The sequence below is a fragment of the Streptomyces sp. NPDC098789 genome (assembly GCF_044759975.1).
Lineage (GTDB): Bacteria > Actinomycetota > Actinomycetes > Streptomycetales > Streptomycetaceae > Streptomyces.
This window is the reverse complement of the sequence record NZ_JBIWAJ010000001.1, coordinates 375352-394132: the sequence shown is the minus strand read 5'-3', so window position 1 is coordinate 394132 and position 18781 is coordinate 375352. Positions and strand designations below refer to the sequence as shown.

The 18781-nt window shown below is 70.4% G+C and carries 18 protein-coding genes and 1 riboswitch; of the genes, 10 read left to right on the top strand and 8 right to left on the bottom strand.

Going from position 1 to position 18781, the window contains the following annotated elements:
- Positions 1 to 282: 282 nt before the first annotated feature.
- Positions 283 to 1068: a glucosamine-6-phosphate deaminase gene (gene nagB, locus ACIQWR_RS02030; RefSeq protein WP_404004319.1), complete on the top strand. Its 786-nt coding sequence runs from the start codon at positions 283 to 285 to the stop codon at positions 1066 to 1068.
- A gap of 77 nt (positions 1069 to 1145) precedes the next feature.
- Here nagB and ACIQWR_RS02025 read toward each other — a convergent pair whose 3' ends face one another.
- From ACIQWR_RS02025 to ACIQWR_RS02010, 4 genes are all read right to left on the bottom strand, one after another.
- On the bottom strand, positions 1146 to 2636 hold the full coding sequence (locus ACIQWR_RS02025) for a glycoside hydrolase family 3 protein (protein ID WP_404004316.1): 1491 nt from the start codon (positions 2634 to 2636) through the stop codon (positions 1146 to 1148).
- Between the two features lie 7 nt (positions 2637 to 2643).
- Positions 2644 to 3531 carry a carbohydrate ABC transporter permease gene (locus tag ACIQWR_RS02020; protein WP_399262553.1) on the bottom strand — a complete coding sequence of 296 codons (888 nt, stop codon included), beginning with the start codon at positions 3529 to 3531 and terminating at the stop codon, positions 2644 to 2646.
- Positions 3528 to 4526, bottom strand: coding sequence for a carbohydrate ABC transporter permease (locus tag ACIQWR_RS02015; RefSeq protein ID WP_404004314.1), 999 nt, complete (start codon positions 4524 to 4526; stop codon positions 3528 to 3530). Before ACIQWR_RS02015 ends, ACIQWR_RS02020 begins: the two co-directional genes overlap by 4 nt.
- Positions 4527 to 4601: 75 nt before the next feature.
- Positions 4602 to 5891 (bottom strand): extracellular solute-binding protein, encoded by a 1290-nt coding sequence (locus ACIQWR_RS02010; RefSeq protein ID WP_404004313.1) that lies wholly within the window; start codon positions 5889 to 5891, stop codon positions 4602 to 4604.
- Between the two features lie 291 nt (positions 5892 to 6182).
- On the opposite strand from ACIQWR_RS02010, the gene ACIQWR_RS02005 reads away from it, so the two are divergent.
- The 7 genes from ACIQWR_RS02005 to ACIQWR_RS01975 all read left to right on the top strand — a co-directional run bounded on the left by ACIQWR_RS02005 (position 6183) and on the right by ACIQWR_RS01975 (position 14389).
- The gene (locus ACIQWR_RS02005) at positions 6183 to 6947 is read left to right on the top strand and encodes a GntR family transcriptional regulator (protein ID WP_404005017.1); all 765 of its coding nucleotides are present in this window, start codon (positions 6183 to 6185) and stop codon (positions 6945 to 6947) included.
- Positions 6948 to 7192: 245 nt separating this feature from the next.
- Positions 7193 to 9403, top strand: a complete 2211-nt coding sequence (locus ACIQWR_RS02000; protein WP_404004311.1) for a carbon starvation CstA family protein — start codon at positions 7193 to 7195, stop codon at positions 9401 to 9403.
- Positions 9400 to 9597, top strand: a complete 198-nt coding sequence (locus tag ACIQWR_RS01995; RefSeq protein ID WP_399262545.1) for a CstA-like transporter-associated (seleno)protein — start codon at positions 9400 to 9402, stop codon at positions 9595 to 9597. The genes ACIQWR_RS02000 and ACIQWR_RS01995 overlap by 4 nt, the downstream gene beginning before the upstream one ends.
- 146 nt (positions 9598 to 9743) lie before the next feature.
- On the top strand, positions 9744 to 10241 hold the full coding sequence (locus tag ACIQWR_RS01990; protein ID WP_404004307.1) for a GNAT family N-acetyltransferase: 498 nt from the start codon (positions 9744 to 9746) through the stop codon (positions 10239 to 10241).
- A gap of 76 nt (positions 10242 to 10317) precedes the next feature.
- Positions 10318 to 10403: riboswitch (cobalamin riboswitch) on the top strand.
- Between the two features lie 187 nt (positions 10404 to 10590).
- Positions 10591 to 12984: a ribonucleoside-diphosphate reductase subunit alpha gene (locus ACIQWR_RS01985; protein ID WP_404004305.1), complete on the top strand. Its 2394-nt coding sequence runs from the start codon at positions 10591 to 10593 to the stop codon at positions 12982 to 12984.
- Complete coding sequence (locus tag ACIQWR_RS01980) at positions 12984 to 14012, top strand: ribonucleotide-diphosphate reductase subunit beta (RefSeq protein WP_404004302.1); 1029 nt, start codon at positions 12984 to 12986, stop codon at positions 14010 to 14012. The genes ACIQWR_RS01985 and ACIQWR_RS01980 overlap by 1 nt, the downstream gene beginning before the upstream one ends.
- A 254-nt stretch (positions 14013 to 14266) precedes the next feature.
- The gene (locus ACIQWR_RS01975) at positions 14267 to 14389 is read left to right on the top strand and encodes a hypothetical protein (RefSeq protein ID WP_354382388.1); all 123 of its coding nucleotides are present in this window, start codon (positions 14267 to 14269) and stop codon (positions 14387 to 14389) included.
- A gap of 78 nt (positions 14390 to 14467) precedes the next feature.
- Here ACIQWR_RS01975 and ACIQWR_RS01970 read toward each other — a convergent pair whose 3' ends face one another.
- Together ACIQWR_RS01970 and ACIQWR_RS01965 are read right to left on the bottom strand one after the other, a co-directional pair.
- Positions 14468 to 14914, bottom strand: coding sequence for a GNAT family N-acetyltransferase (locus tag ACIQWR_RS01970; protein WP_404004299.1), 447 nt, complete (start codon positions 14912 to 14914; stop codon positions 14468 to 14470).
- Positions 14892 to 16088, bottom strand: a complete 1197-nt coding sequence (locus ACIQWR_RS01965) for a helix-turn-helix domain-containing protein (protein WP_404004297.1) — start codon at positions 16086 to 16088, stop codon at positions 14892 to 14894. Before ACIQWR_RS01965 ends, ACIQWR_RS01970 begins: the two co-directional genes overlap by 23 nt.
- A gap of 169 nt (positions 16089 to 16257) precedes the next feature.
- On the opposite strand from ACIQWR_RS01965, the gene ACIQWR_RS01960 reads away from it, so the two are divergent.
- Positions 16258 to 16653, top strand: coding sequence for a hypothetical protein (locus tag ACIQWR_RS01960; RefSeq protein ID WP_404004294.1), 396 nt, complete (start codon positions 16258 to 16260; stop codon positions 16651 to 16653).
- A complete protein-coding gene (locus ACIQWR_RS01955; RefSeq protein ID WP_404004292.1) occupies positions 16644 to 16979 on the top strand; it encodes a hypothetical protein in 336 nt (111 codons plus the stop codon). Before ACIQWR_RS01960 ends, ACIQWR_RS01955 begins: the two co-directional genes overlap by 10 nt.
- 32 nt (positions 16980 to 17011) lie before the next feature.
- Here the strand turns inward: ACIQWR_RS01955 and def are convergent, their stop codons facing one another.
- Both def and ACIQWR_RS01945 read right to left on the bottom strand, forming a co-directional pair.
- Entirely contained in the window at positions 17012 to 17647 is a 636-nt protein-coding gene (def, locus tag ACIQWR_RS01950) for a peptide deformylase (RefSeq protein WP_404004290.1), read from the bottom strand.
- 57 nt (positions 17648 to 17704) lie between these two features.
- Complete coding sequence (locus ACIQWR_RS01945; protein WP_404004288.1) at positions 17705 to 18691, bottom strand: tetratricopeptide repeat protein; 987 nt, start codon at positions 18689 to 18691, stop codon at positions 17705 to 17707.
- Positions 18692 to 18781 lie beyond the last annotated feature (90 nt).

The following is an 18781-nucleotide window of genomic DNA, read 5'->3' as shown; positions in this document are numbered from 1 at the left end:
CGGATGGGGCACGTCCCGGCCGGTGGGTGCCTCCGGCGGCGCCTCAAACGCCGGCGAGGCTGGAGTGGGCGCGGCCCCTCGGATGCCGGCGGGGCTGGAGTGGTCGCGGCGCCTCAAACGCCGGCGGGGCTGGAGTGGGCCAGCGGTGGCGGCGACCCGGGCGCCGGCCCGGTTGCGCAGGACGGGTGGGGAGAAACGGCTCACCATGGGAGGCGGCAGGAAGGCACGGCTCTGCTAGATTGGTCTATACCACACGTACCTTCTCAGATCGGCAGGCAAAGCGTGGAAGTTGTCATCGTCCCGAACGCCAGGGCAGGCGGAGAGCTCATCGCGGAGGCCATGGCGGCCCTCGTCCGCCGCAAGGCCGACGCACTGCTCGGCGTGGCGACCGGCTCTACCCCGCTGCCCATCTACGAGGCCCTGGCGACCAAGGTCAAGGCCGGCGAGGTCGACGCCTCCCGCGCCCGGATCTGCCAGCTCGACGAGTACGTCGGCCTCCCCGCCGGGCACCCCGAGTCCTACCGCGCCGTCGTGCTGCGCGAGGTCGTCGAGCCGCTCGGCCTGTCCGAGGCCTCCTTCATGGGCCCCGACGGCTCCGCCGAGGACATCGTGGGCGCCTGCGAGGCGTACGACCGCGCCCTCGCCGCGGCCGGCGGCGTGGACCTCCAGCTGCTCGGCATCGGCACGGACGGGCACATCGGCTTCAACGAGCCCTGCTCCTCCCTCGCCTCCCGCACCCGGATCAAGACGCTGACGGAGCAGACCCGCGTCGACAACGCGCGCTTCTTCGACAACGACATAGACCAGGTCCCCCACCACGTCATCACCCAGGGCATCGGCACCATCCTGGACGCCCGCCACCTGGTCCTGCTGGCCACCGGCGAGGGCAAGGCCGAAGCGATCGCGCAGACCGTCGAGGGCCCTCTGTCCGCACTGGTCCCGGCCTCCGCGCTGCAGCTGCACCGGCACGCGACCGTCATCGTCGACGAGGCCGCCGCCTCGAAGCTGAAGCTGGCCGACTACTTCCGCCACACCTTCGCCAACAAGCCCGCCTGGCAGGGCCTGTAGCCCGTGGGCAGCTGAACGCACGAAAGGCCGGGCGCCCCCGTGACGGGTGCCCGGCCTTCCGCGTACGCGGGGGGTGGTCAGGCCCCCGCGATGACCTCCGCCGCTGCCTGTCCGCAGACCCGCGAGGCCCCGTGCGTCTCGATGTACAGCGCGCCGCGCGAACGCTCCCGCGGCAGGCCCATCTCGACGACGACCGTGTCGGGCCGGGCCGCGACGAGCGCGTCCAGGGCCGTCGCCATCCAACCGTGCCGGTGCGCGTCGCGGACCACGGCGACGACCGTACGGGCACCCGCCGCCGCCAGGATCTCCTCCACCGGGGAGTCCTCCCCGAACTCGCCCGAGGCGGTGTCGGGGAGCAGCTCGGCCAGAGCCGCCGCCACGCCCCAGGGGGTCTCGTCGCCCACCGCCATGTTCGGCGCGGGGGCGAGCGTGGCGACGTACGGCGCGGTCACGGGCACCCGGGTGCCGCTCACGCGCAGGGCGCGGCGGGCCGCTTCGAGACCGATGCCGGGCGCACTCCCCTCCTGCTGCGCGCCCGGCGCTCCGGCTTCGCGGACCTGTCGGGTCCAGGCGGCGAGGGCGCGCACCCGGGCGGCGGCGTCGGCGAGCCGCTCCTGCGGGAGGGCGCCCTCGCGGACGGCCTCGACGAGCGCGTCGCGCAGGCCGAGCACGGTGGCCTCGTCGCAGAGGCCGCCGCCGACGCAGATCGCGTCGGCGCCCGCCGCGATGGCGAGGACGGTGCCCCGCTCGATGCCGTAGGTGGCGGCGATGGCCTGCATCTCCATGCCGTCGGTGATGATCAGGCCCTCGTAGCCGAGTTCCTTGCGCAGCAGGCCGGTGAGGATCTGCGGGCTCAGGGTGGCGGGCCGGGTCGGGTCGAGCGCGGGCACCAGGATGTGCGCGCTCATCACGGCCTTGGTCCCGGCGGCGATGGCGGCCTTGAAGGGCACCAGTTCGCGGGCGTAGAGGGTGTCGAGGTCCGCGTCGATGCGGGGCATCGCGTGGTGGGAGTCCACGTTGGTGTCGCCGTGCCCCGGGAAGTGCTTGGTGCAGGCGGCGACTCCGGCGGCCTGGAGCCCCTCGACGTAGGCGGCGGTGTGCCGGGCCGCGAGGTCGGTCTCGGCGCCGAAGGACCGTACGCCGATGACCGGGTTGTCCGGGTTGGAGTTGACGTCCGCGGACGGCGCCCAGTTGAGGTTGACCCCGCACTCGGCCAGCCGCCGGCCCAGCTCGCGGGCGACGTCGCGGGTGAGCCCGGTGTCGTCGACGGCGCCGAGGGCCAGGTTGCCGGGGAAGGAGGAACCGCCCCGCACCTCCAGGCGCGTGACGTCACCGCCCTCTTCGTCGATCGCGACGAGTACGTCGTCCCGCACGGACCGCAACTGGGCGGTGAGCGCGCTGAGCTGCTCGGCGGAGACGATGTTGCGGCCGAACAGGCCCACGGAGGCGAGGCCCTCGCCGACCAGGCGCAGCACCCAGGCGGGGGCGGTGGTGCCTTCGAAGCCGGGCTGGAGGACCGCGAGGGCGTCGCGGGTGATCGTGTCGGTGCGTTCTGCGAGGACAGTCATGGGTCCGTTATCCCTTCACAGCGCCGGCGGTGAGACCCGCGGCCATCTTCCGCTGGACGAGGAGGAACAGCACGACGATCGGCAGCGCCATCATGGTGGAGCCGGCCATCATCGGGGCGAACTCGGTGCCGTGCTTGGTGGTGAAGTTGCCGAGCCAGACGGTCGCGGTCTGGTTCTGCTGGCTCATCAGCATCAGGGCGTAGAGGTACTCGTTCCACGCCTGGATGAAGGCGTAGACGGAGGTGGCGACCATGCCGGGGGCCAGCAGCGGGAAGACCACCCGGATGAAGGCGCCGGTCGGCGTGCAGCCGTCGACCATGGCCGCTTCCTCCAGTTCCTTCGGGATGTTGACGATGAAGCCGCGCAACGTCCAGACGGTGAAGGGGAGGATGAAGGTCAGGTAGGTGATGATCAGACCGGTGAGCTTGTCGTACTGACCGAGGTCGTTCAGCAGCAGGAAGACCGGGATGATCATCGCGACCAGGGGGATCATCTGGACGGCGAGGATGCCGACGATGACCACCTTGCGGCCCCGGAAGGCGAACCGGGAGATGGCGAGGGCCGCCAGCATGCCGACCGCGATGCCGATGACGACCACGACGGAGGAGACGATCAGGCTGCGGCCGACCGGGCCCCAGAAGTCGGCGATCTCCAGCGCGCGCTTGAAGTTCCCCAGCGTGAACGTGGTGGGGAAGAACTTCGGATGCGGGTCGATCGCGTCCTTCTCCGGCTTGAAGGCCGTGTTGAGCATCCAGTAGACCGGGAAGCCGACGACGGCGAAGACGAGCAGGCCGCCCAGGTTCCAGCCGAGCTTGGACTTCTTCCGGCTCGCCTTCGGCGCGGGGCGCGCGGCGGAAGAGGTCGCGGTGGGCGGGGTCGCGGTGGTGGCGGTCATTCCACGTCTCCGATCTTGAGCATCTGGCGCATGTAGACGGCGACCACACCGAGCAGCAGCAGGACGGTCACCAGGGCGATGGCGGAGCCGCCCGAGTAGTCGTTGACCACGAAGGCCTGCTGGTACGAGTAGGTCGTCAGCAGCTGGAACTCGGCCTCGGGGTTGCCGTTGCGCATCACGAAGACCTGCGGGAAGACGCCCATGTCCCAGATCACCGAGAGGGTCGTCAGCATGACGATGATCGGCTTCAGGATGGGGAGGGTGACGTGCCGGAAGACGCCCCAGGCGCCGGCGCCGTCGAGGCGCGCGGCCTCCTCCAGCTCCTTGGGCACCTGCGTCAGACCCGCGCTCAGGGTGATGACCACGAAGGGCACCGCGCCCCAGACCACGAGGAGCATGATCACCGCGAGGCCCTGGGGGCCGTTGGCGAACCAGTTGTGGCCGATCATGTCCACGCCGGGCAGCTTGCTCAGCATGTAGTTGAGGACGCCGTAGTTGGTGTCGAAGAGCCACTTGAAGACGGCCGTGGCGACGATGATCGGCATGCCCCAGCTCGCCACCAACGCGATGTTGATGAGGGCCTTGACCCAGCCGGAGACCTTCTGCAGCAGCAGCGCGATCAGCATGCCGATGACCATGGTCAGGACGACCGCACCGACCGCGAAGATCACCGTGCGCAGCACCACGGCCCAGAAGACCTCGTCGCCGAGGACCTTGGAGAAGTTGTCGAAGCCGACGTACTTGGCTTCCTTGAAACCCCAGAGTTCGGACTTGCCGAAGCTCTGGAAGGAGAGGGACACCAGTCTGAAGAGCGGGTATCCCATGACGAGCGCGATGACCAGCAGGCACGGCGCGAGCAGCAGCCAGGGGGTGGAGCCGGAACCCTTGCGGGGACCCGTTCCTCCCGGCTTGCCCACGTTCCCTGTCTTCGCTGCGCTGGAAGGCTTCTGGTCCGCCGGCGGCAGATCGGCGGTGGTTGTCTGTGCGGCACTCATCGCGTGCTCCTCGGGGGTCCCTCTCTTGACGGGCAGCAGGGCCCCGCCGCTCCGGCGGGGCCCTGCTCACTCAGGTCACTTGGTGTTGATGACCTTGTCGATCGCGGCGTCGGCGTCCTTCGCCGCGGCCTCGACCGTCTTCTTGCCGGTGCCGATCTCCACGAGCATGGTCTGGAGGAGCTTGCCCTTCTCGACCTGGCCCCAGCCGGGCGCGGTCGGGACGAACCAGGAGGACTCGGCCGCGGTGGCCGAGACCTGGGTCTTCGGGTCGGCCTTCAGCGGAGCGAGGTCCGTCTTGTTGTTGGGCAGGTTGCCCTTGGCGATCAGGCCCTTCTGGCCCTGCGCGCCGGTGAAGACGTTGATCCACTCGGCCGCGACGTCCTTGGCCTTGGACTTGGACGGGACCGCGAGGTCCGAGCCGCCGAGGAAGACCGGCAGGGCCTTGCCGTTCGGGCCGGGCATCACGAAGGTCTCGACCTTGTCCTTCAGGCCACCGACCTTGTCGTTCTTCGGGGTGGCGGCGTCAGCGCCCTCCCAGCCGGCGGAGAAGATCGCCGCGGCGTTGCCCTGGCCGAAGACGACCGGACGGTCCGACTCGTCCTTGGTCTTGTCCGCGTGCATGTACTTGTCGAGGAGCTCCTTGTACTGCTTGAGCCCCTTCAGCGACTCGGCGGAAGACAGGTTCGCCTTCCACTTGTCGCCGTCCTTCTTGGCGATGCTGCCGTTGGCGTCGTAGACGAAGGACATCGCGGCGTACCAGTCCGGGGAGGGCTGGTAGAGGGCGCTGAACTTGTCGCCCTTCGCGGTCTGGATCTTGTCCAGCGCGCCGGTCAGGTCGGCCCAGCTCTTCGGGGCGGCGGTGACGCCGGCCTCGGTGGCCAGGTCCTTGCGCCAGGTGCCCACGCGGCCACCGGCGTAGTAGGGGACGCCGTAGGTCTTGCCGTCGTAAGTGACGGATTCCTTCAGGGCGTCGAGCCAGGTGCCGGAGTTCTCGAACTTCGACGCGTCGAGATCGGCGAAGGCGCCGGTCGACATGTAGCCGATCATCTCGGAGTTGCCCATTTCGACAACGTCCGGGGCCTTGTCCGTGGCGAGCACGGCGTCCAGCTTGGCGTTCTTGTCCGGCCAGCCGTAGTACTCGTGCTTGATCGTGAGACCCGGGTGCTTCGCGACAATCGCGTCGTCGGCCGCCTTCACCAGGTCCGGCCAGTTGTTCTGGGCGTCAACCGTCAACCAGACGGTCAGCTCCTTGGCACCCGAAGCCTTGTCGGTCTCGGAGCCCCCCTTGCTGTCGGAGCCACCGCACGCCGCCAGGCCGATAACCATGCCCGCGACTCCAACCGCCGCGATGAGCTTGCGCTTCACGCCACCCTCCTCAGGGATGCCTGCCTGCACTTCCCTTGCCCGCCGCGGTGACATACGCGAAGTACCTGACGTGGGGCCGGGATCTGATCCATATTGGTTTAGACCAGTAGTCGGAGCTTGGCCTAGACCTTTAGGGGTGTCAAGGGTCTAATGAGCGGGTGATCGGTCCGTTACCGGACCGACACCTGAGGTGCGGGCGAGGCCCGCCCCGCGGCCCGTGTCACGATGTGACCGCACATATCGGAGGAGCCGGTGACGGCAGCGAAACTGGAGTCGGGAAGGCGGGCGGCGATGGCCACCGAAGGGGCGACCACGGAGCCGGAAGGCGGGGCACCCACTCGCACCGCACGTGTGCCCAAGTACTACCGACTCAAGCGGCACTTGCTCGACATGACCGAGACCCTGCCGCCCGGCACACCGGTACCTCCGGAGCGCACCCTGGCGGCCGAGTTCGACACCTCCAGGACCACCGTCCGCCAGGCCCTCCAGGAGCTGGTGGTCGAGGGACGACTGGAGCGCATCCAGGGCAAGGGCACCTTCGTGGCCAAGCCCAAGGTCTCCCAGCCGCTCCAACTGTCCTCCTATACGGAGGACATGCGGGCGCAGGGCCTGGAGCCCACGTCCCAGCTGCTCGACATCGGGTACGTGACGGCCGACGACACCCTCGCCGGACTGCTCAAGATCACCACCGGTGGACGGGTGCTGCGCATCGAGCGGCTGCGCCTGGCGAGCGGCGAGCCGATGGCCATCGAGACCACGCACCTTTCGGCCAAGCGCTTCCCCGCGCTGCGCCGCTCGCTGGTCAAGTACACCTCGCTCTACACCGCGCTGGCGGAGGTGTACGACGTGCGGCTCGCCGAGGCCGAGGAGACCATCGAGACCTCGCTGGCCACCCCGCGCGAGGCGGGACTCCTGGGCACCGACGTCGGCCTGCCGATGCTGATGCTGTCCCGGCACTCCCTGGACGCCGACGGTGAACCCGTGGAGTGGGTGCGCTCGGTGTACCGCGGCGACCGCTACAAGTTCGTGGCACGCCTGAAGCGCCCGGCGGTCTGAGCCCACCCACCGCCCGGGCTCCAGGGCGTGTTTCGGCCGGGGACGCGCACGCCCCCCGCGTTCCCGGTCCGCACCCCCTGGCCGCACCCGCGCCATCGTTATACGTTCGAGGCCCCGCGGCGTCGACCCGCCCCGCGAACCGTAGTTGACTCACGTACCGCTATGCGGACGGGGGCTTTCGTTCACCGGGCGGTCCCCGTAGATTCCCTGCGCTCACGCAGATGATCAACGAGGGGACGAGGATCATGCCGGAAGCTGGACCCCAAGAAACAACCGGGCGGTCGGGGGGCGGGGGGCTCACCCCCAAGTCCATCGCCATCTGGGGCGCGGTCGCCCTCGTCGGCGCCGTCGGCTGGGGCGTGCTCGCCCTCTCCCGCGGCGAGGAGATCTCCGCCGCCTGGCTGCTCGCCGCCGCCCTGGGCTCGTACGCCATCGGCTACCGCTTCTACGCGCGTTTCATCGCGGAGCGCGTGCTGAAGGTGGACAAGACCCGGGCCACCCCGGCCGAACGCCTCGACAACGGTGTCGACTTCCACCCGACCGACCGTCGGGTGCTCTTCGGCCACCACTTCGCGGCCGTCGCCGGCGCGGGCCCGCTGGTCGGCCCGGTGCTCGCCTCGCAGATGGGCTACCTGCCGGGCACCATCTGGATCGTCGCGGGAGTGATCTTCGCGGGTGCGGTCCAGGACATGGTGACCCTGTTCTTCTCCACCCGGCGCAACGGCCGTTCGCTCGGCCAGATGGCCCGGGACGAGATCGGCCCCGTCGGCGGCGCGGCCGCCCTGGTCGCCGTCTTCATGATCATGATCATCCTGCTGGCGGTCCTCGCCCTGGTCATCGTCAACGCGCTGGCGGACTCCCCCTGGGGCGTCTTCTCCATCGGCATGACCATCCCGATCGCCCTCTTCATGGGCTTCTACCTGCGGGTGCTGCGCCCGGGTCGGATCACCGAGGTCTCGCTCATCGGCGTCGCCCTGCTGCTGCTCGCCATCATCGCGGGCGGTTGGGTCGCCGAGTCCTCCTTCGCCGACGTCTTCACGCTCGACAAGGAGACGCTGGTCATCTGGATGGTCGGCTACGGCTTCCTGGCCTCGGTGCTGCCGGTGTGGATGCTGCTCGCCCCGCGCGACTACCTCTCCACCTTCATGAAGGTCGGCACCATCGGGCTGCTGGCCGTGGGCGTGGTCATCGCCATGCCGACGCTCAAGATGCCCGCCGTGACCGACTTCGCCTCCCGCGGCGACGGACCGGTCTTCGCCGGCTCGATGTTCCCCTTCGTCTTCATCACCATCGCGTGCGGGGCCCTGTCCGGCTTCCACGCGCTGGTGTCCTCGGGCACCACCCCGAAGATGATCCAGAAGGAGACCCAGGTCCGGGTCATCGGGTACGGCGCCATGCTGACCGAGTCCTTCGTCGCGATCATGGCGGTCATCGCGGCCTGCATCATCGAGCCGGGCCTCTTCTTCGCGGTGAACGCCCCCAGCGGCCGGATCGGCACCACCGCCCTGGAGGCCTCCCAGGCCATCGGCGGCCTCGGCTTCTCGATCACGCCGGACGCCCTGACCCAGGCGGCCAAGGACATCGGCGAGACCAGCCTGCTCTCCCGCACGGGTGGCGCGCCGACCTTCGCACTCGGGATGTCGGAGATCTTCTCGTCCGTCGTCGGCGGCACCGCGATGAAGGCGTTCTGGTACCACTTCGCCATCATGTTCGAGGCCCTGTTCATCCTGACCACGGTCGACGCCGGCACCCGGGTCGGCCGGTTCATGCTCCAGGACACCCTGGGCAATGTGCACAAGTCCTTCAAGGACGTCAGCTGGAAGCCGGGCGTCTGGTTCGCGAGCGCGATCGTCGTCGGCGGCTGGGGCTACTTCCTGTGGGTCGGCGTGAGCGACCCGCTGGGCGGCATCAACCAGCTCTTCCCGCTCTTCGGCATCGCCAACCAGCTGCTGGCCGCCGTCGCGCTCGCCGTCTGCACCACGCTGCTCGTGAAGTCGGGGCGGCTCAAGTGGGCCTGGGTGACGGCCGTGCCGCTGGCCTGGGACGTGGCCGTGACGCTCACCGCCAGCTACCAGAAGATCTTCTCGGACGACGCGGCCATCGGCTTCTTCGCCCAGCGCGACAAGTACCTGGCCGGCATCGACGCGGGCAAGGTCCTCAAGCCCGCCAAGAACATGGACCAGATGCACACCGTGGTCACCAACGCCACGGTCGACGGGGTCCTCTCCGCCGTCTTCGCGGTCCTGATCGTCATCGTCCTGCTGGACGCGGCCCGGACCTGCCTGAAGGCCGTCCGCGACCCGCAGAGCACCACGCTCTCGGAGGTCCCGTGGACCGAGTCGAAGATCATCGCGCCGGCCGGTCTGATCCCGACGGCCGCCGAGAAGGCGGAGCTGGCCGCCGCGGGCCTGGACACGGGCGGTGGCCGGGTCAAGGAGAAGGAACCGGTGACGTGAGCGCGCTCCGGGCGGCGCTGGGCCGGATCCGGTTCTACGTCCGCGAGTTCTCGGGCGAGTCCGCCTACGAGCGCTACGTCGCCCACGCGCGCGGCCACGACCCGCACGCCGAGGTCCCCACCCGCCGGGACTTCGAGCGGGCCCGCACCGACTCCCGCGAGGCGGACCCCCGCGAGGGCTTCCGCTGCTGCTGACGCGCGACCGTAGGGCCCTGCCGCGAGTGCGGCGGGGCCCTGCGGCATGTGCGGGGTCAGCGCACCCAGTCCTTGAGGGGTTCGGTGTCCAGGGTGATGCCGACGGGAGCCCCCGCCCGCCGACACCGTCCCGCACACTCGACGCCATGGACATCACCATCCGGGCGGCGCTGCCCGCCGAATACGAAGAGCTGGGCGGGATCACCGCACGGGCCTACCTGGACGACGGTCTGCTGGGTCCCGAGAGCGGCGCGTTCTACCTCGCCGTGCTGCGCGACGTCGCGGCCCGGGCCGCCGAGGCCGAGGTGCTCGTCGCCGTGCACGACGGTCTGTTGCTCGGCGGAGTGACCTTCGCCGCACCCGGCAGTCCACTTGCCGAGATCGCCGGTCCCCACGAGGCGGAATTCCGGATGCTGGCGGTCGCCCCGGAGGCCCGCGGGCGCGGCGCGGGCGAGGCCCTGGTGCGGGCCTGCATGGACCGCGCGCGGGACCTGGAGGGCGTCACCCACCTGGTCCTGTCCACGAAATCGACCATGCTGGGGGCCCACAGGATCTACGGGAGACTGGGATTCACCCGGACCCCGGAGCGGGACTGGGCACCGGTCCCGAGCGTCCCCCTTCTCACGTACCGCGTGGAGCTGTAGCCACGCCGACACAACATGTGGGGGGTCGCGCACGGGGCGGCCCCCACATGTATGCTCGTGCTCGCTGTCGCCGCAGGGGAATCCGGTGCGAATCCGGAACTGTCCCGCAACGGTATGAAACGCACCCAATCACCCATTGGGGCTGCCGCAAGTCCGAGGACCTGCCGACAGCGCGCCCGGACCGACCGGTCCGGACGCCGACACGTCCGGGCCTCGTGGTTGGGCCGGTGGACGCCATGTGCTGACGCGCGACCGGCCTGCCCGGATCCGCGCGTCCGAACGCGCTCATGGCCACCCTCCGCTTCCCGCCTCCGAGCCTTCCGGAGCCGAGCGAGGGAGAGCCCCCCACGTGACCATCGCGCCTGCCGCACCGCGCGCCGAGTCCGCCCAGCCCGAGGCCACCGAGGGTCCTGGCGCCGCGCTGCTGCGCACCCTCACCGACCTCACCGTCGACCTGGTCGACACCGACCCCGGCCGGGTCGCCGCCGCCGCGCTGCGGGGCCGCAGCGCCGTGGCCGACGATGCCGAGCTGCGCGGGCTGGCGACCGAGGCTGCCGCGGGCCTGATCTCGGAGGACCCGCAGTACTCCCGGCTGGCCGCCCGTCTGTTGACGCTGGCGATCGCCGAAGAGGCCGCGGGCCAGGGGGCCACCTCCTTCTCGGCGTCCGTCGCCGTCGGTCACCGCGAGGGCCTGATCGCCGACCGCACCGCCGAGTTCGTCCAGGCGCACGCCGCCCGCCTGAACGCGCTGGTCGAGCACGCGAGCGCCGAGGGCGCCGACGACCGCTTCGGCTTCTTCGGCCTGCGCACCCTGCACAGCCGTTACCTGCTGCGCCACCCGATCACCCGTCAGGTCGTCGAGACCCCGCAGCACTTCATGCTGCGCGTGGCCTGCGGCCTCGCGGAGAACGAGACGGTCCAGGCCGTCGAGGAAGTGGCCTCGCTCTACCGGCTGATGAGCCGCCTCGACTACCTGCCGTCCTCCCCCACGCTCTTCAACTCCGGCACCCGGCACCCGCAGATGTCCTCGTGCTACCTGCTGGACTCCCCGCTCGACGAGCTGGACTCGATCTACGACCGCTACCACCAGGTCGCGCGCCTCTCCAAGCACGCGGGCGGCATCGGTCTGTCGTACTCCCGCATCCGCGCCCGCGGCTCCCTGATCCGCGGCACCAACGGGCACTCCAACGGCATCGTGCCGTTCCTCAAGACCCTCGACGCCTCCGTCGCCGCCGTGAACCAGGGCGGCCGCCGCAAGGGCGCCGCCGCCGTCTACCTGGAGACCTGGCACGCGGACATCGAGGAGTTCCTGGAGCTGCGCGACAACACCGGCGAGGACCAGCGCCGCACGCACAACCTGAACCTCGCCCACTGGGTGCCGGACGAGTTCATGCGCCGCGTGAACGCGGACGCCGATTGGTCGCTCTTCTCCCCGGCCGACGTGCCCGAGCTGGTCGACCTGTGGGGCGACGAGTTCGACGCCGCCTACCACAAGGCCGAGGCGGCGGGCCTGGCCCGCAAGACCATGCCCGCCCGTGACCTGTACGGCCGGATGATGCGCACCCTCGCGCAGACCGGCCAGGGCTGGATGACCTTCAAGGACGCCTCCAACCGCACGGCGAACCAGACCGCGGAGCCGGGCCAGGTCGTCCACTCCTCGAACCTGTGCACCGAGATCCTCGAAGTCACCAACGACGGCGAGACCGCGGTCTGCAACCTGGGCTCGGTCAACCTCGGGGCGTTCGTGCTCGCCGAGGCGGGCGAGATGGACTGGGAGCGGCTGGACGAGACCGTCCGTACCGCCGTGACCTTCCTCGACCGCGTGGTCGACATCAACTTCTACCCGACCGAGCAGGCGGGCAACTCCAACGCCCGCTGGCGCCCGGTGGGTCTGGGCGCGATGGGCCTGCAGGACGTCTTCTTCCAGCTGCGCCTGCCCTTCGACTCCGCCGAGGCCAAGGCCCTGTCGACGAAGATCGCCGAGCGCATCATGCTCGCCGCCTACGAGGCCTCCGCGGACCTGGCCGAGCGCCACGGCCCGGTGCCGGCCTGGTCGCAGACCCGTACCGCGCGCGGCGTGCTGCACCCGGACCACTACGCGGACGCCACGCAGTACTGGCCGGAGCGCTGGAACGCGCTGCGCGCCCGGATCGCCGAGACCGGCATGCGCAACTCGCTGCTCCTCGCCATCGCCCCGACGGCGACCATCGCCTCGATCGCCGGCGTGTACGAGTGCATCGAGCCGCAGGTCTCGAACCTCTTCAAGCGCGAGACCCTCAGCGGTGAGTTCCTCCAGGTCAACGCCTACCTGGTGGACGAGCTGAAGCAGCTCGGCGTCTGGGACGCGCAGACCCGCGAGGCGCTGCGCGAGTCCAGCGGCTCGGTCCAGGGCTTCGGCTGGATCCCGGCCGACGTGCGCGCGCTGTACCGCACGGCGTGGGAGATCCCGCAGCGCGGTCTGATCGACATGGCGGCGGCCCGTACGCCGTACCTCGACCAGTCGCAGTCGCTGAACCTCTTCCTGGAGACGCCGACCATCGGGAAGCTCTCCTCGATGTACGCGTACGCCTGGAAGCAGGGCCTGAAGACCACGTACTACCTGCGCTCGCGCCCGGCGACGAAGATCGCCCGGGCCGCGCAGGCCGCCACCCCGGTGGCGCTCCCGCAGGTCGACGCCGACGCCGAGGCCGAGGCGCTCGCCTGCTCCCTTGAGAACCCCGAGTCCTGCGAGGCCTGCCAGTAATGAGCTCCCCCACCAAGGCCGCGGCCGACAAGAACCTGCTCGACCCGGGCTTCGAACTGACCCTGCGTCCCATGCGCTACCCGGACTTCTACGAGCGCTACCGGGACGCGATCAAGAACACCTGGACCGTCGAGGAGGTCGACCTCCACTCGGACGTCGCCGACCTGGCGAAGCTGACCCCGGGTGAGCAGCACATGATCGGCCGCCTCGTCGCGTTCTTCGCGACGGGTGACTCGATCGTCTCGAACAACCTCGTGCTGACGCTGTACAAGCACATCAACTCGCCCGAGGCGCGCCTGTACCTCTCGCGCCAGCTGTTCGAGGAGGCCGTGCACGTCCAGTTCTACTTGACGCTGCTCGACACCTACCTGCCGAACCCGGACGACCGCGCGGCGGCCTTCGACGCGGTCGAGGAGATCCCCTCGATCCGCGAGAAGGCGCAGTTCTGCTTCAAGTGGATCAACGAGGTCGAGAAGCTGGATCGGCTGGAGACGCAGGCCGACCGCCGTCGCTTCCTGCTGAACCTGATCTGCTTCGCGGCGTGCATCGAGGGCCTGTTCTTCTACGGCGCCTTCGCCTACGTCTACTGGTTCCGCTCGCGCGGCCTGCTGCACGGCCTGGCGACCGGCACCAACTGGGTGTTCCGCGACGAGACCATGCACATGAACTTCGCCTTCGAGGTCGTGGACACGGTCCGCAAGGAGGAGCCCGAGCTCTTCGACGACGAGCTCCAGCAGCAGGTCGTCGACATGCTGAAGGAAGCCGTCGAGGCGGAGCTGCAGTTCGGCCGCGACCTGTGCGGTGACGGCCTGCCAGGCATGAACACCGAGTCGATGCGCGAGTACCTGGAGTGCGTCGCGGACCAGCGCCTGGTCCGGCTCGGCTTCGCGCCGGTCTACGGCTCGCAGAACCCGTTCTCCTTCATGGAGCTCCAGGGTGTGCAGGAGCTGACCAACTTCTTCGAGCGCCGCCCGTCGGCCTACCAGGTCGCGGTCGAGGGCACCGTCGACCTGGACGAGGACTTCTAGCACGGCCCGCCGGCCCCCCGGGCCGGCGCGCGAAGGGGCCGGGACGCGACGCACCGTCGTGTCCCGGCCCCTTCGCGCGTGCGGGGCCGGTACGTGTCCCCCACACGCGGCCCGCTGACCGGAACCAGACCTTCCTTTGGCCGGATCCGCCACCACCCGTCAACAAGGGCTGACGTACGGTGGGGCCCACCCGGCCCGGTCCCGCCGCACAGCGCCCGGCCCCCGGGTCCCACAGCCGACCCACAGGGGTTCCCATGTCTCGTACGCTCCGCACGCTCACGGCCCTCGCGTTCGCCGCCCTGATGCTCGGCGGTACGGCGGCCACCGCCTCCGCCACGGACACCGGCTGGACGATCATCGGCCACGCCCGCCCGTGACCGTGCGCCCACCCGAGAGGCCCCGCTCCCCATCCCGGAGCGGGGCCTCTCGTCGTGCGGCGACTTCATACGCCTGAGCTAAGAGCTCTCCACCCGGTAGAAGACCTTCCCGTGATGCCGCTCGGCGCCCAGAGCCCGGTAGAAGGCGAGCGCTGCCGGGTTGTCCTGATCCGCCGTCCACTCGACGCGCGAGCACCCTGCGACGGCCGCCTCCACCTTGAGTGCCTCCATGAGGGCCCCGGCCACACCACGGCGGCGGGCTGCCTCGCGCACATACAGCTCCTTCAGGTACAACGAGCTGTCAGCACCTGCCGCCGGCCACAGCAGCGAGTACGAGGCCAGCCCCAGCACCTGCTCGCCGTCATGGGCCAGGAGTACCGTCGCCGCAGGTCGGACACCGAAGAGCGCCGCCCGAATCTGGTGGACGTCACCTGGTGTTGCGCTCCCGCCGTAGTAGTCCTCGATCTCCCCGAGGATCGCGGAGATGACGTCAACGTCCGCTTCAGTGGCCCGTTCGATCCGCATCGCTGTCCCTCTCCCCAGGGGGCAGCGCAAGCACTTCACGCAGCACCCGCACCTCCGGCACCGTCCGTGCCCCGGGCACCCTAGCCGCCACCTCGCGCGCCCGGTAGACGATCAGCGCGGAGCGATGCTCCTCCGGCAGGGCCAAGATCGTCGCTGTAGCGCTGGCCGCGGCACCGGCGGTATCCCCATTGATCTCGGCGCATATGGCCTGGTCGAGAGCGACGAGAGCCCGGTCGGTGTGCTCCCGTCGCGGGTACAGCTCCAATGCGCGGGCCTGCTCCTCAGCGGCCCGGTCCGTCTCTCCCAAGTGGGTCCAGGCATTGCCCGCGTGAAACCGGAGCTGCGACTCCGAGTACCCGAAGGCCGAGGCGGTGCGCTCCGTCTCCGGGAGCCGTTCCAGCGCGACCTCGGCGCGGGTCAGCGCTTCCCCCGCATCATCGCGCTGTTGCATGATGGCCCGCGCTCGGGCCTCCAGCGGAGCGGCCAGCGCTGGCCCTACACACGGCAGACCACCGGCCAGTTGCTGAGCCCGCGTCGCCAGCTCTACCGCCCCCTCCAAGTCGCCGCCGTAGTAGAGCTGGTAGGCCTCCTGGGCGTACATCCAGGACAGCGCCGACCGGTCTTCAGCCGCCGTGGCGGCCGCCCTGCCAGTGCGCCACCAGGCCCGTGAACGCTCATCCCCCAGCTTCAACAAGGTCAGTGCCATCAGCCCCGACATCCGTGCCACGGCAATCGTCAGCCGCTTCCGCGCCATCGCCGACTGCCGGTGCGTCAGGACGAGACGTAAGTCCGTGAAGTCCGCCAATAGCTCCGGCAGCAGCTCGCCCTCCGGCCGGTACCGTGTCGCCCGGCCGTGCCGATCGACGGTGTACTCCCATTCGTCCAGTGACGCGTCGGTGAGCGGACCGGCGGCCAGGGCCTGACGGAGGCCCCGCTGGAGTGCGTCCGCCTGGTCGAGCGGGGACGAGTCGGGCCGGGTATCAGCGAGTGCGATCAGCTCCCCCTTGGCGCCCAACGCTTGGTCCAAGGCTCTGGCGATCGTCCGTGTTGGCTGCCGCTTGCCGAGTTCCAGGTCGCTGACCTGTGTCTTCCCACAGGCCGCAAGCTGGGCGACGTCCCGCACGGAGCGGCTGCCCCGAAGGCGGCGCAGGGCTTCACCGAAGGATTCGGGCACGGTTCCACCTCCGGGATCCGCAGCGTCCGCAGTGTCCGCAACGGTGCGGACGGATGCGGACACATCAACATGGTTCCTTACGTTCCGTACGCGACAGGCTACTCCCAGGAGCAACTCTCACCCGTCCATCGGGAGTTGCCAGCCCACTCATGACGCTAGGGAGACCAGCATGGACGTACGCGAGGGCAGGCCGGACGAGACGTTCGGGCACGTGGACCACCCGCTGCTGCGCCAGCGGGTCCGCGACCCGAAGTCGCTTCGCGAGGGCGAGTTGATGGCCGTGGTCGAGGAGTCCCTCGGCACGGTGGGCGGTATCCCGCGGTACACGCGGACCGCGTACGTCCGCGGCGACGACGGCCTGGAGTTCACCGCGGCCCCGGACACCCTGGAGCAGCCGCACGCCGCGGCGGCCGCCGCCGGGCGGGTCTGTGTCCGCTGCGACCACCCCATCCGGGCCGGCGGGGTGGAGGTCATCCGCTTCTCGGCGTCCGGGGCCCGGCCGAACGAATGGGCGCACGACCTCCGCGACCCCTCGTGCAGGCCCGCCCGCGCGCAATGGCGATGAACCGCGAGGCCCGCCTCGTCCAGGGCATCGCGTACGTCCTCGCCCACGCCGAGCAGCAGCCCGACGGGGCGGTCGCCGCCGATTGGGCGGCGTACCTGGCCGACGAGGGCGACCTCGCCGCCCACGGGGTGAAGTGCTTCCACTTCCAGGCCCGGGGCCGCCGCACACCGGCCGCCGAGCAAGCGATCGCCGCGTGGGACACCGCGATCCGCCTGGCCGACGGCTGGCCGAAGGCCGTGGCCCTCGCGGCCGCGATCCGCGACCTGCTCAGCGAGGAGGACCGGCACCAGGCCCGGCGCCGCGCACGACAGGCACGGGCTCAGTGAGCACGTGCCTGCCGCGGGGTATGTCGGAGGGCTCAGGCGTTCGGGACCGTCTCGTAGCGCGGGGTGCCCTCTTCCATCTGGCGCAGCGCGTCCTTGCGGTCGCGCTTGGACAGCCGGTCGATGTACAGGTACCCGTACAGGTGGTCCGTCTCGTGCTGGAGGCAGCGCGCGAAGTAGCCGGTGCCCCGCACCTTGATCGGGTTGCCCTGGGCGTCCTGGCCCTCGACCTCGGCGTAGTCCGGGCGGGCCAGGGCGGCGTAGGCGGTCGGGACCGAGAGGCAGCCCTCGTTCGAGTCGTCCAGCACGCGCGCGGCGGCGGGCAGCTCGACCAGCTTCGGGTTGACCACCACACCGGTGTGCCGGTTGCCGTCGTCGTCCGGGCAGTCGTAGACGAAGACCTTGGCGTCCACGCCGATCTGGTTCGCGGCCAGGCCCACGCCCTCGGCGGCCTTCTGGCTGGCGAACATGTCGTCGATCAGCTGCGCCAGCTCGTCGCCGAACTCGGTGACGTCCTTGCACTCGCGGTGCAGGACGGGGTTGCCGACCACCGTGATCGGGCGGGCGGTGCCGCGCTCGCGGTGGGCCAGCTCACGCTCCGCACCGTTCTCGGTGTCCACGACGTATCCGTCGTTCACGGTCTCGACGACCTCGTTCTCCTGCTGCGCCATGTCCGCCGTACGCCTTCCCTAGGTCACCGATGTGCCCGTACAGCCTACGGCCCCCGGTCAGCAGACTTCTTCGAGATCCCGCCACTCCCGGCTGTCGGGGCTGTCGGCGACCCACCCGTCGAGCAGTCCGCGCACCAGTCCGGGCGGGGCCGCGATCCCGCATTCGCGCTCGGGCACCCACAGGGAGCCGGATCCGGTCGTGCGGTGGCCGAGCGGTCCGGGGTGACCGGGCTCGCTGTGATCGTGCGGATCCAGCTGGTCGCCGTCGCCCTCGCCGCTCGGCATCTCGCTCTCCGAGCAGGTCCGGCACAGCAGCCGGACCGAGGAGGACCAGTCCTCGGCGGCGAAGCCCGCGTCCGAGGCCAGCTGCTCCAGGGCGTCGCGGTCGGCCTCGGTGGCCGCCTCCAGCAGCACCACCCAGGTCGGCACCGGCGAGGGCGCCCACAGCTCGATCTCGTCGAACACCGGGTAGGAGGGACCGGCGGCGGTCACCCGCTCGCCGTGCGGGACCCCGTCGTGCAGGACGACCTCGCCCCAGCGCCGCCCGGAGGAGGGCAGCGGGATCGAGAGGACCTCCATCCGGGCCGGGTCCAGCCTGCGGCCCCAGACCACCTCGGCCTCGCCCTCGGGCGAGAGCCGGACCGCCGCGCTGCCGAGCTCCATGCCGACGGGCTCACCGGATCCGTTGGCCTCGCCGGGCACCTTCAGCCCGTACGCCTGCCAGGCGCGGCGGGCCAGCGGCCAGTCCTGCAGGGCGGTGGCGGCGATGCCCACGTTCCACCAGTCGGGGGCGCCCGACTCGCGGTCCAGCAGCGCCACGGCGCGCAGCCCCGCGGCCCGCGCCTGCTCCCAGTCGTGCCGGAACTTGTGCAGCAGGGCCAGGTTGAACCAGGACTCGGACAGCCAGGGTTCCAGGTCCGCCGCCCTGGTCAGCAGCGCACCCGCGTCCTCGTACCGCCCGTCGCCGATCAGCGTGAACGCGCGGTCGGTGGCCTGCCGCCACGAGGCGGAGGGCCGATGCCGTACCTTCCCGAAGATCCTCACGATTCCCGCCTGCCGGTCCAACGATGCAACAGTGCAGCCTTGCGGACACTCTCACTTCGCATCCAACCATGCCCACGGATACGGCCGCTC

Bases quoted from the DNA above. Each gene is read 5' to 3' on its own strand.
- ACIQWR_RS01955 (WP_404004292.1), top strand. From the start codon at position 16,644: ATGGCGATGAACCGCGAGGCCCGCCTCGTCCAGGGCATCGCGTACGTC.
- ACIQWR_RS01975 (WP_354382388.1), top strand. From the start codon at position 14,267: ATGTCTCGTACGCTCCGCACGCTCACGGCCCTCGCGTTCGCCGCCCTG.
- ACIQWR_RS01980 (WP_404004302.1), top strand. From the start codon at position 12,984: ATGAGCTCCCCCACCAAGGCCGCGGCCGACAAGAACCTGCTCGACCCG.
- ACIQWR_RS02025 (WP_404004316.1), bottom strand. From the start codon at position 2,636: ATGACTGTCCTCGCAGAACGCACCGACACGATCACCCGCGACGCCCTC.
- ACIQWR_RS01970 (WP_404004299.1), bottom strand. From the start codon at position 14,914: ATGCGGATCGAACGGGCCACTGAAGCGGACGTTGACGTCATCTCCGCG.
- ACIQWR_RS02020 (WP_399262553.1), bottom strand. From the start codon at position 3,531: ATGACCGCCACCACCGCGACCCCGCCCACCGCGACCTCTTCCGCCGCG.
- def (WP_404004290.1), bottom strand. From the start codon at position 17,647: ATGGCGCAGCAGGAGAACGAGGTCGTCGAGACCGTGAACGACGGATAC.
- ACIQWR_RS02015 (WP_404004314.1), bottom strand. From the start codon at position 4,526: ATGAGTGCCGCACAGACAACCACCGCCGATCTGCCGCCGGCGGACCAG.
- ACIQWR_RS01960 (WP_404004294.1), top strand. From the start codon at position 16,258: ATGGACGTACGCGAGGGCAGGCCGGACGAGACGTTCGGGCACGTGGAC.
- ACIQWR_RS02005 (WP_404005017.1), top strand. From the start codon at position 6,183: ATGGCCACCGAAGGGGCGACCACGGAGCCGGAAGGCGGGGCACCCACT.
- ACIQWR_RS01990 (WP_404004307.1), top strand. From the start codon at position 9,744: ATGGACATCACCATCCGGGCGGCGCTGCCCGCCGAATACGAAGAGCTG.
- ACIQWR_RS02000 (WP_404004311.1), top strand. From the start codon at position 7,193: ATGCCGGAAGCTGGACCCCAAGAAACAACCGGGCGGTCGGGGGGCGGG.